Source organism: Nitrososphaerota archaeon, assembly GCA_029785825.1.
Lineage (GTDB): Archaea > Thermoproteota > Nitrososphaeria > Nitrososphaerales > Gagatemarchaeaceae > UBA183.
On the sequence record JAFLYY010000001.1, the window covers coordinates 872,970 to 886,977 of the forward strand.

General features: G+C 69.1%; 15 protein-coding genes. 5 read left to right on the plus strand and 10 right to left on the minus strand.

The window, feature by feature from the left end:
• Positions 1 to 3: 3 nt before the first annotated feature.
• The 3 genes from JRN21_04760 to JRN21_04770 form a co-directional block, all read right to left on the minus strand.
• Entirely contained in the window at positions 4 to 852 is an 849-nt protein-coding gene (locus tag JRN21_04760) for a UbiA prenyltransferase family protein (protein MDG6988619.1), read from the minus strand.
• Positions 853 to 895: 43 nt separating this feature from the next.
• Positions 896 to 1,792, minus strand: coding sequence for a hypothetical protein (locus tag JRN21_04765; protein ID MDG6988620.1), 897 nt, complete (start codon positions 1,790 to 1,792; stop codon positions 896 to 898).
• A 100-nt stretch (positions 1,793 to 1,892) separates the two neighbouring features.
• A complete protein-coding gene (locus JRN21_04770; protein MDG6988621.1) occupies positions 1,893 to 2,567 on the minus strand; it encodes an ABC transporter ATP-binding protein in 675 nt (224 codons plus the stop codon).
• 94 nt (positions 2,568 to 2,661) lie between these two features.
• Between JRN21_04770 and JRN21_04775 the strand changes: the two genes are divergently transcribed.
• Both JRN21_04775 and JRN21_04780 read left to right on the plus strand, forming a co-directional pair.
• The gene (locus JRN21_04775; protein MDG6988622.1) at positions 2,662 to 4,191 is read left to right on the plus strand and encodes a hypothetical protein; all 1,530 of its coding nucleotides are present in this window, start codon (positions 2,662 to 2,664) and stop codon (positions 4,189 to 4,191) included.
• On the plus strand, positions 4,184 to 4,687 hold the full coding sequence (locus JRN21_04780; protein ID MDG6988623.1) for a hypothetical protein: 504 nt from the start codon (positions 4,184 to 4,186) through the stop codon (positions 4,685 to 4,687). Before JRN21_04775 ends, JRN21_04780 begins: the two co-directional genes overlap by 8 nt.
• A gap of 13 nt (positions 4,688 to 4,700) precedes the next feature.
• Here the strand turns inward: JRN21_04780 and JRN21_04785 are convergent, their stop codons facing one another.
• The 4 genes from JRN21_04785 to JRN21_04800 form a co-directional block, all read right to left on the minus strand.
• Entirely contained in the window at positions 4,701 to 5,861 is a 1,161-nt protein-coding gene (locus JRN21_04785; GenBank protein MDG6988624.1) for a glycosyltransferase family 2 protein, read from the minus strand.
• A gap of 49 nt (positions 5,862 to 5,910) precedes the next feature.
• Positions 5,911 to 7,554 (minus strand): hypothetical protein, encoded by a 1,644-nt coding sequence (locus tag JRN21_04790; protein ID MDG6988625.1) that lies wholly within the window; start codon positions 7,552 to 7,554, stop codon positions 5,911 to 5,913.
• On the minus strand, positions 7,551 to 8,513 hold the full coding sequence (locus JRN21_04795; protein ID MDG6988626.1) for a hypothetical protein: 963 nt from the start codon (positions 8,511 to 8,513) through the stop codon (positions 7,551 to 7,553). The genes JRN21_04790 and JRN21_04795 overlap by 4 nt, the downstream gene beginning before the upstream one ends.
• Before the next feature lie 204 nt (positions 8,514 to 8,717).
• A complete protein-coding gene (locus JRN21_04800; GenBank protein MDG6988627.1) occupies positions 8,718 to 9,275 on the minus strand; it encodes a hypothetical protein in 558 nt (185 codons plus the stop codon).
• 199 nt (positions 9,276 to 9,474) lie between these two features.
• Between JRN21_04800 and JRN21_04805 the strand changes: the two genes are divergently transcribed.
• From JRN21_04805 to JRN21_04815, 3 genes are all read left to right on the plus strand, one after another.
• Positions 9,475 to 9,696: a hypothetical protein gene (locus JRN21_04805; GenBank protein MDG6988628.1), complete on the plus strand. Its 222-nt coding sequence runs from the start codon at positions 9,475 to 9,477 to the stop codon at positions 9,694 to 9,696.
• Positions 9,666 to 9,809, plus strand: coding sequence for a hypothetical protein (locus tag JRN21_04810; protein MDG6988629.1), 144 nt, complete (start codon positions 9,666 to 9,668; stop codon positions 9,807 to 9,809). Before JRN21_04805 ends, JRN21_04810 begins: the two co-directional genes overlap by 31 nt.
• A 76-nt stretch (positions 9,810 to 9,885) precedes the next feature.
• On the plus strand, positions 9,886 to 10,524 hold the full coding sequence (locus JRN21_04815) for a hypothetical protein (GenBank protein ID MDG6988630.1): 639 nt from the start codon (positions 9,886 to 9,888) through the stop codon (positions 10,522 to 10,524).
• On the opposite strand, the gene JRN21_04820 is transcribed toward JRN21_04815, so the two are convergent.
• From JRN21_04820 to JRN21_04830, 3 genes are read right to left on the minus strand one after another with little or no spacing between them, the layout of a single operon-like run.
• Positions 10,521 to 11,033, minus strand: coding sequence for a (2Fe-2S)-binding protein (locus JRN21_04820; GenBank protein ID MDG6988631.1), 513 nt, complete (start codon positions 11,031 to 11,033; stop codon positions 10,521 to 10,523). The genes JRN21_04815 and JRN21_04820 overlap by 4 nt on opposite strands.
• Complete coding sequence (locus tag JRN21_04825; protein MDG6988632.1) at positions 11,030 to 11,914, minus strand: xanthine dehydrogenase family protein subunit M; 885 nt, start codon at positions 11,912 to 11,914, stop codon at positions 11,030 to 11,032. The genes JRN21_04820 and JRN21_04825 overlap by 4 nt, the downstream gene beginning before the upstream one ends.
• Complete coding sequence (locus tag JRN21_04830; protein MDG6988633.1) at positions 11,911 to 13,974, minus strand: xanthine dehydrogenase family protein molybdopterin-binding subunit; 2,064 nt, start codon at positions 13,972 to 13,974, stop codon at positions 11,911 to 11,913. The genes JRN21_04825 and JRN21_04830 overlap by 4 nt, the downstream gene beginning before the upstream one ends.
• Positions 13,975 to 14,008 lie beyond the last annotated feature (34 nt).

The window sequence follows — 14,008 nt, forward strand, 5'->3', positions numbered from 1 at the left end:
GCGTCAGGCCGCCGCGACCAGGGCGTACGCCGCGACCGCGAGGACGGCCAGGACGAGCCCCCTCGCCCTGATGGCCGCTATCGCCTCCCCTGCGTCTGCCCTCCCTCTCCTCAGCGCCAGCAGCGGGGCCGCGACGACGTACGCGGCCGGGGTCAGCGCCGCCATCGCCGGTGGCATCGCCCCCGAGAGCGACGCGACGACGAAGAGGATGAGCCCCGCCCCCAGCAGCGCCAGGGCCGCGTCGGAGCTCGCGGCCTTCCCGAGGAGAGATGCGGTCGTCTTCCTGGTGGAAGCGTCCTTGTCGAGGTCCCTCACCTCCTGCAGGAGCCCTGACATCGCCGCGAAGCAGAAGACGGCCCCCGACAGAGCCAGCACGCCTGGGGACGGCTGCCTGGAGAGGGAGTACCCCATGAAGACGAAGAGCGCCGGGACAGAGCCGTGGACGACGATGTCCGCCACCGGGCGCGACTTCCACTTCGGTCCGACCGAGTACCCCCAGTAGAGCGCGTACGCCAGCGGGGCGGCGGCGAGCGCGCGGGTCCCCACGAAGGCGAGGGAGACGGCCGACGCGGCCGCGAGGACGCAGAACGCCGCGACCCCGGTCCTGAGGCTCAGCTCCCCGGTCGAGATGGGGTTCCTCGCCCCCGGCGCAGCCGAGTCCTCCCGCCAGTCCGTGACGTCGTTCAGGACGAAGGCGGAGGCCGAGAAGAACCCGATGAAGGACAGGAGCCCCAGGAGCCCTGCCATGGACGCCAGTCCCGCATAGAGGGCGCCGACGAAGCCGCAGAGCAGGAACAGGGGCCCGTATTCTTCGAAGCGGACGAGCGAAACCCACGGCCTGACCGGGCCCAACGGCGCCGTCGCCCCCCCGTCGCGACTTAAGCGTTGGCGCGGCTTACTGGGAGGGAGCGGGGTCGGGTTTCTTCGCCCTGCGCTTCGCCAGGACGTCGAGCCAGGGGTTGTCGGTGGTGGAGTCGGGAGCGGACGCGGCCGCCGGCGCCTCTTCGCGCTTCGCCTCGGCGACCGGCTTCAGGACCGTCACCCGCTCCCTGGGGAGAGCGACCTGCCTGGCCTCGGGAGCCATCACCCTCACGCTCGACGCGCCGGGCGACGGAGTTGGAGCGTAGACGGCAGGGCCGGTGGTCTTTATGGTGGACAGCTCCTTCCTCACGGCGGTCACCTCGCTCATTATCGCCGACACCTTCTCTGCGAGTGCAGGGTCCATCTTCTGGTCGGGCCCCTTCATCCTCTGCCCCACCAGGGCGACGGTGTCCGCCAGCTTCCCCAGCGAGGTCTCGATGTCGGCGTAGACCCTCTCGGAGGGGGGCTTCGTGAAGGGCTGGAGGGCCACCCTCAGGACCACCAGCATGGCCCAGAGGAACGTCAGGGAGTACATGCCGATGGGGAAGGCTCGGATGTAGAACAGGTAGAGCATCGTGCCGGCAGGGAACGCGCCTATGACGGGGAAGACGAAGCTCCAGACCAGTATCCCGATGACCCCCACCCAGGCGAGGACGTCGAGGAAGGCCAGGGACGCGGCCCCTGCCAGGCCGTGCTTCCTCATGTACGACATGAACCGCATGCCGAAGAGGGAAAGGCCCGCGAGGGCGCCGACCCCGGCGGTGGCCGCGTAGTCGTCGGGCATCAGACGGGCTACCGGTGCGATGATGAGGGCCAGCAGGGCCACGGTGAGGGCCAGGAAGGCGAGGGTCAGGCCCAGGCCGAGGGGCTTGCTCTCCCGTCCCCCCGTCAGCGCCGCGAGGCGGCGCTTCTCTACTTCCTCGAAGGTCAAATCGGAATGCCTGCGGCTTTCGCGGTCTGGCGCTTAAACGCGTCGATGGAAAGTGGGTGAAAACCCGGGCGTTTTCGGAGGTGCGGCGGGGCCCTCGGGGTCATACTTCCCGCGACAGCGACCCGCTCCCCATCCTGTAGACGGATGTCCCGGCCCTCGCTTCGTCGGGGTCGGTAGACACCATGACCACTGTCGTCCCGAGCTCCCGGTTGAGCTTCGTCACGAGCCCCAGGAAGGTCTTGGCGCTTTCGTCGTCCAGCGACGAGGTGGGCTCGTCTGCCAGTATCATCTCGGGCCTGCTGACGGTCGCCCTGATGGCGGCGACACGCTGCTGCTCGCCGTGGCTCATCTCCCTTGGATAGCGCCCAGCCAGGTGCTCGAGGCCGAACCGCTTCAGGTCGGCCATGGCCCTCTCCCTCCGCTCGTCCCCCTTCACGCCGTTGAGCCACATCGGGACCTCGATGTTCTCCAATGCGGTGACGTGCGGGACGAGGTTGAACCCCTGGAAGATGTACCCCAGCTTCTCCCTCCTGATCCTGGCCGAGTCTGACGTCCCCAGGCGCGCGGCGTCCTCCCCGACGACGGTCAGGGAGCCCTTCGTGGGCCTGTCCAGGAGCCCTATCAGCCTGAGGAAGGTCGACTTGCCAGACCCGGAGCGGCCGTGGACCCCGACGAACTCGCCCCTGGGGACCTCGAACGAGACGGACTTCAGCACGTAGTCCCCGTCCGCATATGACTTCCAGACGTCCTCCATCTTCACTATCGCTTCTGCCATGGGGCCGGGGCGCTCCCCCCGTAGGGACCCCCAGTTACTATAAGAGGGAAGGGGCCGAGCGAGCTTATATCGGCAATCCGGGGGACGTGGCCGGTTGCCGCGCTCCAGGATAGTGCTCGTCCTCAACGTCCTGATCGTCGTCGCCGTCCTCGCCAGCGTGGGCGTGATAGGAGTCCTGGCCCTCGGCGGGGTCTCCTCCATCTCCGCACTGAAGATCGGGTCCCCCACCTCGACGACGGCCGGCTCGACGACCACCATCACGGTCCCCGTCACGGTCGGGAACCGCGGGTACCTCCCCCTCTCCGGAATAGACGTGAGGGTGGCGGTGACGGACTCGGCCGGGAACGAGCTGATCAACGGGACGGTGGGCCCCGTCACCGTCCAACCAGGGCAGACCGAGACGTTCGACGCCACCCTGGTCCTTGACACTTCGAAGCTCTCTCCGACGGCGCTCCACGACCTGGCCACGGCCGCCCAGAACCTCACCGTGAGCGCCTCCCTCGCCGCGGCGGTCCCGCCGTTCGTCGCCCTGTCGGGGTCGGTGACGGCGCAGCTGGCGTGGGGTGCGCCGGTGTCGAACCTGGTCGAGGGCACGCCGACCTTCCGGCAGTACAACTCCACCACCATCGAGGCGATGGTCCCCGTTTCGTTCAGCAACGACAACAGCTACTACACGGTGTCCGGAAACGGGGTGGTCACGGTCCTCAACTCGTCAGGCGCGGTGGTGGGAGGCGGGACCGTGGCCCTCAACGTCCCTCCGGGGTCGAAGTTCAGCAAGACCGTGGACCTGTTCGTGACCCTCCCCCAGAGCGAGGTGCGGTCCCTCCTGACCCAGGACCAGACGCTTTTGTTCACGGCGGAGTTCGGCCTCCCTACCGGTTCGGGCTCGTCTTTCAGCCTCAGCCAGCCCATATCGTTGGCATGGGGCGCCCCGCTGGCGGGGCTCGCGGAAGGGACCCCTACGGTGTCCGCGTACAATTCTACCGCGTTCCAGGTCTCCGTCCCCGTCTCGTTCACCGACAACTCCACCTCCATATCCGTCGACACGGTCATCTCGGCGGCGGTGTACAACGGGACATCGGGGGAGGAGGTCGGCTCAGGGACGCTGACGGTGCAGGCATCCCCGGGAGCCAGGTTCTCCCAAGACATGGCGCTGTACGTGAAGGTCCCGTCCTCGAGCCTCCAGTCCCTCCTCTTCAACGACGCCACGCTGAGCTTCGCTGTGACCGGCACCGGGACATCCTCCGGCGTATCGTTCACCTTCACGGAGCCGGTGACGGTGGACTGGGGGGCGCCGGTGAAGTCCCTCGCGTTCGGGACCCTCTCCCACACTCCGGTCAACGCCACCTACTCGCAGGTGTCCGTCCCGGTCTCCTTCACGGACGCCTCGACGTTCCTCTCCCTCAGCGGCGCCTTCAGCGGGTACATCACGGACTCCTCTGGGAGCACGGTCGGGACGATATCCAGCCTGGCCGTAAACGTGGCGCCGGGGCAGCAGTTCTCAGGGACCCTGACGGGATACGCGCTCAACACCGCCGTGGCGGGAGGAGGGAGCTTCACGCTGCACCTTACGTGCGCGTCCCCGTGGGGGACGGTGACGACGGAGGTCGTGATAAGTGGCTAGGCTCCTAGGGGCAGAGGTCACCTCCGGGCAGCTGGCGGTCAGGGCGGTCCTGGCCGTGGTGTTCGGGGGCCTGGCGTTCCTCGTCTTCTACTATCTTCCGGTCTCAGCGGCGGGCCTCGTCAAGCAGGTCGCCGGCCCCGCGAACGCGTCCGTGGCGTCTGTCGTGAACGGACTGGTGAGCCCGGACCTCCCCGCGATCGGGGCGGCGGTGGCCGCGCTGGTCTTCCTCGGGGTCTTTCTGAGGGGGACGAAGGCGTACGGCCCCATCCTCATCGCTGCCGGAGCGGCGTTCTTGGCATACTTCTACGTCGCACTGCAGGGCGGGACGATCACCCTGGCCCTCCCCCAGGGGATCCAGTACTCCGCCTCCGGTAACATCTCGATCGGCGTGGCCGACCTGATGTACCTGCTCATGGTCGCCCCCGCCCTGACCATAGTGAAGGGAGCCGTCCTCACGGCGACGAAGCCGGGGGACGGGAAGACCCCTCCCGCATAGAACTGACACGCGCTCATCCTGCCGGCGCGTCCCCCGCCTTCGGGGTCCTCTCCCAGCGGATCTTGACGTGGAAGAGGAAGGCCCCGAGGGCCGCGAGCGCCACGACCCCCTGCACGAGGGCGTAGGGGACGGAGTAGAGCAGCACACCCGCCCTCCCCTCTTTCACCCTGGATGAAGCGACCCATGCCGACGCCAGGTAGAGCGCGGCGGCGGCCAGGAGGACGGGGAGGACGAAGGCGGGCCAGAGCGGGGAGAGGAGCAGCAGGACGACGAACGCGCCGGGGGCGAGAGGCGAGGTCAGGTCGAGAACGACGTCGGCGGCCTTCATGGGAGGGAGCCTGACGACCGACCCCCTGTTCTTCCAGAGGGCGTCGAGCATCCCCTTGTACCATCGGAGCCGCTGCCGCGCCAGCGCTCCCAGGGACGAAGGCGCTTCGATGCCGACCCTGGCCGGAGAGACCCTCGTCCTGAGCCCCCTGGCCCCCTGTCTCAGGGAGAGGTCCGTGTCCTCGGCCAGCGCCCCTTCGTCCCAGACGTCACCACCCGGAGGGCTTTCCAACGACGACCTCCTGACCAGGGAGAAGAAGCCGTTGGCGGGGATGAGGAGCCCCAGCCTGTCCCTCGCGCAGGACATGGCCCACCACCCCGAACCTTCCATCTCCAGGGTCCTCTGGAGGGCCCCCGACGCGTTGGTCGGGTAGGGCCGGCCGACGACCGCCCAGACCCGCTCGTCCTGCATGCATGGGAGCATGTTCCGGACGCAGTCGGGGTCGACCCGAGAGTCCTCGTCTAGGAGGAGCAGGAACTCCCCCTTCGCCCTCTCGGCCGCGCGGTTCAGCGCGTGCGCCTTCCCCCCGGGAGCGTCAGGCTCGAAGACCTCGAGCTGGTGTGCCGTCTTCAGGTCGCCGCCGGCATGTCCGCCCCCCAGCGCGAGCAGGATGTCGAGCCCCGGACAGTCGACCTCGTCCGTCCGGCGGAGGGTCTCGGCCAGCGCCCCCGAGAACCCGGAGGAGGTGACGATGGCGGTCACCCCCGGGCCGTCCGGAGCCGGGCGGGGCTCGAGGGCGACTGAAGACCCCAGGGCGTAGAGCGCGACCGAGTAGGCGGCCGTCCCGAACAGCACGGCCCCGGAGACCCAGCCTACCGCGGCGAGGACCAGGGTGACGGCGTCCAACGTCGGGGCGGGCCGCGGGGCATTCTTTTGGGTTCTCGGTCCGCGAGGGTCACGGGTGGCAGTAGGTCCAGACCTCCCCGTTCGAGTAGACCTCCTGCAGAGCGGGCTGGCCGGAGAGGGTCCCGACCGTCGTGGAGTTGACCGGGAGGCCGTAGGTCCCGCCGATGAACCCGACCTGGAAGATGAGCCTGTCGACCAGCATGCACCCGGCAGGCGGTCCGCCGACCCCCGCCAGGAACAGGTACTCCCCTTCGGAGCTGACGTGCTCTCCCGTGTAGTATGACGCGAGCAAGCTGAGCCTTACGTCCCCGCTCACCGTCACGTTGGCCGGGGCCCGCTCCGTCCACCCGAGCGCCGACGCCTCCGCCTGGGAGAAGACCCTCTGGCTCCCGCCGATCGGCCCCGACCAGTAGGCGGAGTAGGGGACGACGTACGCGGAGCCGACCACGAGCACCCCCAGGACTGCGATACCCGCCGCCGCCCTGGCCTTCCCGGAGCCGATGAACAGCGAGAGCGCGGCCGCGCCGAGGATGGCCGCCCCCGGGTAGACGAAGTCGAGGATCCTCATCGTCGTCCCTATCACGCCGGGGGTCGAGAAGACCGAGAACCCCACCATGCCGAGTATGCCGAGGGCCCAGAGCGAAGCGAAGACGGCCCCCCTCGACCCGGGCGTCTTGCCTGACAGCCTCGCCCCGGCCGACGCCAGGAACGCCACCGCCAGGTATGGGGCCGCGAGGGCGATCACGTAGGGCGAGACCACGGGGGAGTCGAGGAGGAAGTGGAAGGCCAGGGCCGACCCGAAGAGCCCCGACACCCCGAGTGCGAGGACCCCCATCCAGGCCCCGGCCCACTTGAAGACGTCGGACCTGAAGGCCCCCGCCAGCCAGACAGGGGCGGTGAGGAGGACCTCGTACCCGAAGACGGCTATCACGTCGGACGGCTGGAGGGGGTACGGGAGGTTCGAGACGGCGTAGACGTAGAAGTAGAGGTAGGAGACGACGGCGAAGAGGGAGAGGACGCCGACGGTGGCCCCGACCCTCCTCCTGTCCCCCCCTGGGACGACGACGTAGGCCATGGCGAGGTAGGAAGCGAGCAGGAGCCCCACGACGCTGGTGAGGCTGTGCGCGGCCAGCAGGACCCCGAACGCGACCGCGGAGAGCCCAAGCGCCCCCTTCCGGCCGTCCCTGAGCCAGAGGTTCAGGAGGAGCAGGACCAGGACCATCAGGGGTATCGCGAACCCCTCCTTCGTCACCCCGGTCGATATCATCACGGTCCCGCCGGCGACCTCGAAGAGGAGGGCGGCGATCGCCGACGTCCGCGCCGAAAGGCCGAACGACCTCACGAGCGCGAAGAAGAGGACGGCGGTCAGGCTGGTGACGAACGGGCCGACGATCGGCATGGACGCGACCGGGGGGGCCCCGAGCAGGACGGTGGTGACGGCGAAGAAGAGGGCGTCCGCGGGCCAGTAGATGTTGTAGGAGTCGAACCCTCCCGAGGGGCTGAGGGGGACGGGGGTCCTCGACACGAGGTTCCGGACGTTGGCGAGCTGCGGGAACGTGTCGGTGTGGTAGGGGAACCCCGACGAGAGGTAGGGGAAGACCCTCAGGAGGAACCCCGCCGCGACGATGGCGGCCAGGATGATGAGGGCGTGCCTGGGGAGGCCTGGGGTCCCCCCCGGCGGAGCCTCGGTCAACCCCACGCCCCCCGCCTGGCCCTGACGGCCAGGGACGCGACGACCGCCGCCGCGGGGACCAACGAGGAGAACAGCGCGGGCGCGGCCTGGAGGGCGACCGGGAGGGGCTGGAAGAAGAACTGGAGGGACCCGGAGGCGGACAGGAGCTGCAGGGCGCCGTAGGCTGCAAGGCACCCCGCCCCGCCGGCCAGGATAGAGGCGGGAGCTGCGACGGCCAGGAGCCAGGCGAAGGCCTTCCCTCTGCTCATGCCGAGGGCGCCTAGAGACTTCAGCGTCGGCTCGACCCCGTCGTACCAGTACGACGTGGCGAAGTAGACCGCCAGGAGGGACACCCCGACGACGACGGCCCCGAGGGACTCGAAGACAGCCTGCTCGAGGCCGAGCCCCCGGTCGAGGGCGGCGGTGAGGGACGGCGGGGCGATCCCGGAAGGAAAGAGGGAAACGAGGGTCGTGGTCGGCGCTAGCTGCAGCTGCTGGAGGAACGGGTTCGTGGCTCCGGAAGCCCCGCCGGACGGCTTAGCCTCGAGGGCCCGGACGAGCTGCGTCCTGTTGAAGACCGCAGGGTCCACCTTCAGCCTCACGAAGGTGACCTGCCCCGAGGAGAGGCCGCGCAGCCCCTGCGCCACCCCGAGGGTGGACAGCACCTCGTCGCTGAACGGAAGAGGGGCGGAGAACACCCCCGCCACCGAGACCTTGAAGGAAGAGGAGGCCAGGACCCCCTCGAGGGTGAGGGAAGCCCCCGGGGCGAGGCCGAGGGAGCGGGCGAGCACGTCCCCGACGTAGACGGCGCCGCTCCCACCCTCCGCCAGGGTCCCGGAGACCGCCGCCAGAGGCTGGACGGTGGCGAAGTCGGTGAGGTTGACCCCTCTCACCACCACTATGCGCCCGTCGAGGACGGCCGGCGCGAACACCTCGGGGCTGTACCCCACGACCCCCGGGACCTCCGTGGCGTTGAGCACGCTCGCCAGGGCGACCGCCCCGGTCTCGGGGACCCTCCCTCCCCCCGCGACTATGACGACGTTCTGGCCGCCCCCCGCACTGGACGTGTAGGCGCCCGCCGCCCCTGCGAGGAGGGCCGAGGTGGACGCGAGGGAGGCGGAGAGGACGAAGACGAGCGCGAGGAGGGAGGCCAGGCTCCTCCACCTCGTCAGCCTGAGCAGCGTCTACGGTCCCCTCCTGCGGAGGGAGGCGGCGAGGGTCCCGGCGAGGAGGGCCGAAAGGGAAAGCGCAGCGACGGCGCCGAGGGACAGGGGGGACAGCTCCGGGACGTAGTACTGCGCGCCGACGGCGACCGCGAACACCCTGAAGACGACCTGTGAGGCGACGAGCCCCAGGGAGAGCCCCAGCGCGAAAGAGAGGGCCGAGAGGATCGCCCCCCGGACCAGGACGAGGGACCTCGACTGACCGGTCCCCCCGACTTCCGAGACGAGGCGCGCGGTCCCTTCGAAGGAGCGGGCGGAGTCGAGAGAGACGGCGAAGGCGGCCGCCGCCATCAGGAGCCAGACGGGGACGAGCCACGCCGACAGAAGAGAGTCCACCTCCGCCAGGAAGACGGAGACCAGGAGGGCGCCCCCTCCGGCCGCCCCGGTGGGAGCGGCGGCCAACACCGCCCCCCTCAGCGCGAGCGACCCAGCGACGAGGGCCACCAGCGAGGAGAGTGCCAAGACCCTGGCCGCGAACGAACCTCTGTCGCCGAGCGCGAGGTTGACCCGGAGGCTCACGACCCATGTCCCGGATGGAATCAAGATAAAGGGAACCACGCGTGCGAAAGCGCCGCGTCTGTCAGGGCGGACGGCGCAGGTGTCGGCGAAGAACAGTCGGGCCGTCCCAGAGAAGACGCCGCCGTCCCCCTCTCTCATGAGAGGCGTCGACCCACTACCTCAAACGCCGAAGTCCGGGAAACGGGCAGCGCGAACCCCTTTGAACGCCGAACCCGCCCTCCTTTGGCACGCCGAAGAGCTCGGCATGGAGAAGAAGGGGTCGACCACGAAAGAGAACTTCGGCAGCAGGATGAGGTCCCAGAAGGCGTCGTTCCTGCTGCGTCATACGGGGGTCGAGCCCTTCAGGTCTTTTCACTTCGACGTGTATCCAAGGGATCTGGGGGGTGCCCGATGGACGCCATGCGCCTCGCTCATGCCCTGACAGACAGGCCGGCGTTGGGGTACCTGGCATTTGACTACAAGGTCTCCAACAAGCTGAAGAAGATGGACGTACGGCGGGAAGGCTTCGTCATCGGCGACGACCCTGGGTTCTGAAGCGCGCTGCCGGCCGCGTCCTCCCCCCGACCTCCGACGCCGAACGATTAAGAGAACCTGACGGACCGGGGGCCCGTTGGCCAGGACGGGGGTCCGCGCCCTGATCGCGGGAGCGTACAGGGACGGACGGGGGGCAGTCATCGTCCTGATGGCCCTCAACGCCGTCTTCGTCGCTCTGGCCCTCTCGGTGCAGACCGCGGCCCCTGGGAGCGGGCCGTCCCCGTCCCCGCCCGGCCCCGTCCCATGGATCGCAGACCCGAGCATAGCGGTCGTGCAGGTGCTCGTGCACGTCGTCACCGGGTTCCTCGTGGGGGCGCTGACCCTGGACCTGGAGAAGGGGGTGATAGGCGCCGCCATGGGGGCGCTCATCGACATCGACCACGTCTCGGTCCTGCTCGGCTTCACCTCGGTCGGGAGGGAGGGGCACTCCTTCGTCCTCATGGCGGTCCTGATCGTAGTTGTGTGGAGGCTGGGCCTCTGGAGGTGGGGACCGGCAGATTTCGCCCTCTTCGCAGTCGCCCAGTTCGCCGCCCACTTCGCGGTCGCCCCGCCCGGGTTCCCCCTCTTCGAGCCGTTCACATACCAAGTCTTCAGCCTCCCCCCGGCTGACTTCGCCGCGGTGGCCGCGTTGTCCCTCGGATGCTTCTGGGGGTTGAAGGCGCTCCGCCACCGGGCTCCTCTTCGGGAGGGGCAGGCCGGGCCCCATGCGCCCTAGGACTTTCTGGCCCGGGAGGTGCGCGGCGCGCGGCCCTGCTTCCGCCGCAGCCTGGCCGCCTCCTTCACCGAGTCGACAATATTCCCGTAGCCGGTGCACCTGCAGATGTTCCCGGATATCGCCGCCCTGATGCGCTCCTCGGTAGGGTCAGAATCCTCGTTCAGGAGGGCGTACGCTGACATCAGCATCCCCGAGGTGCAGAAGCCGCACTGCATGCCGTGCTTCGACCTGAACGCCTGCTGCACCGGGTCAAGCGCCCCGTCTTTCGCGAGCCCCTCCACCGTCGTGACCTCCTTCCCGTCCGCCTGGACGGCGAGGACCGTGCACGACTTCACCGGGACCCCGTCGAGGAGGACCGTGCAGGCTCCGCAGTTCGTGGTCTCGCACCCGACGTGCGCCCCCGTCAGCCCCAGGTTCTCCCGCAGGAAGTGGACCAGCAGGAGCCTCGGCTCCACCTCTGCCTCCCTCCTGTGTCCGTTGACCTCCAGCGCGATTCTCACCTTCGTCACTTCGTTCCCCTCCTCGCCCGCTCCCCCGCCCTCTCCAGCCCCCTCGCCACCAGCAGCCTGACCAGCCTCCTCTTGTACTCGGCGGTCCCCCTGATGTCAGACACGGGCGAAGTCGCATCCGCCGCCAGGTCGGCCGCCTCTCTGAGCGCCTTGCCGTCGGTGATCGCCCGTCCGACCATGGCCCCTTCTGCCTCCTTCGCCTTCATCGCCGTCGCCCCGACCCCCGCCAGGCCGATCCCCACGTAGGTGCACCTCGACTCCCTGTCTAGGGTGACCTGTACCGCCGCCGCTGCGGTCGCGAAGTCCGCCACCTTCTGCTCGACCTTCAGGTAGACCCCTCCGCTGCGCGGCGGCTGGGACGGGACCCTCGCCTCTGTGAGTATCTCGTCGCGCGCCAGAGCCGTGGTGAAGGTGTCGACGAAGAACGCGTCTGCCCTGACCGTCCTCGCCCCGGCGGGGCCGGTGGCGACGAGCTCGCCCCCCATCGCGAGCATCACGGCCGGGAGGTCGTTGGCAGGGTCGCCGTGACAGAGGTTCCCTCCCACGGTCCCGAGGTTGCGGACCAGCGGGTCGGCGACCGTCAAGGAGGCGTCATGGAGCGCCTGGTACCTCCTCCGGACGAGGTCCGACCTGCAGAGCTCGGCGACCCTTGTCAGCGCCCCGACCCTCAGGAACCCGCCCGACTCCTTCACGTAGTCGAGCCCTGGGAGCCTCTGTATGTCGACCAGGAGCGCCGGGGCCGCGACCCTCAGCTTCAGAAGCGGTATCATGCTCTGCCCTCCGGCGAGGACCTTCGCGTCGTCCCCCCTCGCCTGCAGCATCCGGACGGCCTCGTCGAGGGTCCTGGGGGCCGCGTACTCGAACCTCGGGGGGAGGGTCATCTCCGCTCCTCCTCTAGCAAGCCCTTCCTCCAGAGCCTCTCCGAGTCTATCGGGAGGTCGGCGAACTTCTTCCCCAGGAGGAGCTCGAGCGCCCTCGTCGCGGCCGGCGGGACCCCGATGGTGGGGCTCTCCCCGACCCCCTTCGCCCCGTGCGGGAGCGGGGACCTGTGGGAGGAAGTCATCACCTTCATCCTCGGCATCTCCGTCGAGTGCAGCACCCCCGCGTCGGCGATGGAGGCGGTCAGGATCTGCCCGTCCTCGCTGTAGAGGGCCTGCTCATACATCACCTCGCCGATCGCCTGGGCGATCCCTCCGGCGATCTGGCTGACTATCATGCCCGGGTTCAACGGGGTCCCGACGTCGTAGAACGTCTCGACCGAATCGACGACCGCGCTGCCGGCATCCGTCAGCCGGGCGGTCGCCAGGTTGGCGCCGAGGGAGTTCATGAGCTCCGTCGGCTTGAAGAAGACCTCCGCCTCGTAATCCCCTTCCAGGAGGGTCGCCGCAGAATAGCGCTTCCCGAGCTTCTTCTTCGCAATCGCCTTCACCTTCCTGCTCGCCTCGACCACGGCCCCGCCTCCGACTATCGCGGTCCTGCTCCCCCAGCTCCCGACCCCTCCGGATATCGCTCCTGTGTCAGAGCGCTGGAGCTCTACAACCCCGGCGGGGACGCCGAGCTCCCGGCTCACCAGGCTCCTTACCCACGTCCCGTGCCCCTGGCCGGTGGTGCTCCCCCCTATCCAGACGAGGACCTTCCCAGCTTTCACGGCGACCTTCCCCGACTCCCCTGCGCCTGCGGCGGGTATCAGCATGAAGAAGGAGAGCCCGAGCTTCCCATTCTTCCTCCTCCTCCTCTTGTAGTCGAACGCCTCCAGCGCCTCCGCGAAGAAGCGCCTCGACGGCGGCGCCTCCATCCCCAGGGGGGACGTCGTCCTGCGGACGGTCGCGTTCCTCAGCCTCAGTTCCGCGGCGTCGACCCCCGTGGCGTCCGCGAGCCTGTCCATCGCGCGCTCCATGAAGAAGGCGGCCTCCGGCCTCCCGGCTCCGCGGTAGGGGCCCATGTTCACCTTGTTAGTCAGCACCCCCTTCGCAGTCGCGTACGCCTTCGGGACCGCGTATGGCCCGACGAGCTGGGACGCGATCCATCTGGGGGTCCACGCCCCGCCCCCAAGGGGGTAAGCCCCCGAGTCGACGAGGACGTCTGCCTTCAATCCCAACACCTTCCCCTTCCTGTCCGCGTAGAGCTTCACCTTCCCCCTGACCCCGCGCCCCTGGTTCGAGGCCACCTGGTGCTCGTACCTGCTCTCCACCCACTTCACCGGCTTCTTCGTCTTCATGGCCGCGTAAGCCGCGACCACGTACTCGGGGTAGATCCCTCCCTTCACCCCGAAGGCTCCCCCCGTGTCCAGCTGCACGACCCTCACCGCGTCGGGCTTCAGCCCCAGCGCTCCGGCCAGTCCGTCGCGCCAGGAGAAGACAGACTGAGACGAGGCGTAGACCGTCAGGACCGACCCGTCGTAAGCGACCACGACCCCCCTGGTCTCGAGAGGGTTCGTGGCGACCCGCGCCATCCTGAGGGTCTCCTCGACCTCGACGGGGGCTGTGAGGTCGAAGTCCTTCCCGAGCTCCGCCGACGCGACCAGGTTGCTCTCCATCCCCGGATGGATCGGCTCGGACTGCAGCGCCTTCTCCGGGTCCATGACGGGCTTCAGCGCATCATACTGGACGTCCACTTCGTCCGCCCTGTCTTCGGCCTCGTACCTGTCCGCCCCGAGGACGGCCGCCACCGGCTGCCCGACGTAGTTGACGCGGTCCGCCGACAGCGCCGGGAATGGGACCCTCGACCTCCCTCCGGCGTCCTCTCCGACCGACTCCATCGTGGCCTGCAGCTCGTTCCCCGTTATCCCTCCGCTCACCGAGAGCACTCGGGCCCTGGCGTAGGGGCTCCTGACGACGTGGAGGTGGAGCATCCCCTCAAGCTTCAGGTCGTCCACGTATCTCCCCCGGCCGCGGACGAACCGCTCTTCCGGGTCATCCTCGCCGAACCCTGCGCCCGCCATGCTAGACTGGAGGTACCGCGAAGGAGCCGGAGTA

Excerpts from the sequence above, each read along its gene's own strand:
- JRN21_04770 (MDG6988621.1), bottom strand. The coding sequence starts at position 2,567 with ATGGCAGAAGCGATAGTGAAGATGGAGGACGTCTGGAAGTCATATGCG.
- JRN21_04810 (MDG6988629.1), top strand. The coding sequence starts at position 9,666 with ATGGACGCCATGCGCCTCGCTCATGCCCTGACAGACAGGCCGGCGTTG.
- JRN21_04825 (MDG6988632.1), bottom strand. The coding sequence starts at position 11,914 with ATGACCCTCCCCCCGAGGTTCGAGTACGCGGCCCCCAGGACCCTCGAC.
- JRN21_04830 (MDG6988633.1), bottom strand. The coding sequence starts at position 13,974 with ATGGCGGGCGCAGGGTTCGGCGAGGATGACCCGGAAGAGCGGTTCGTC.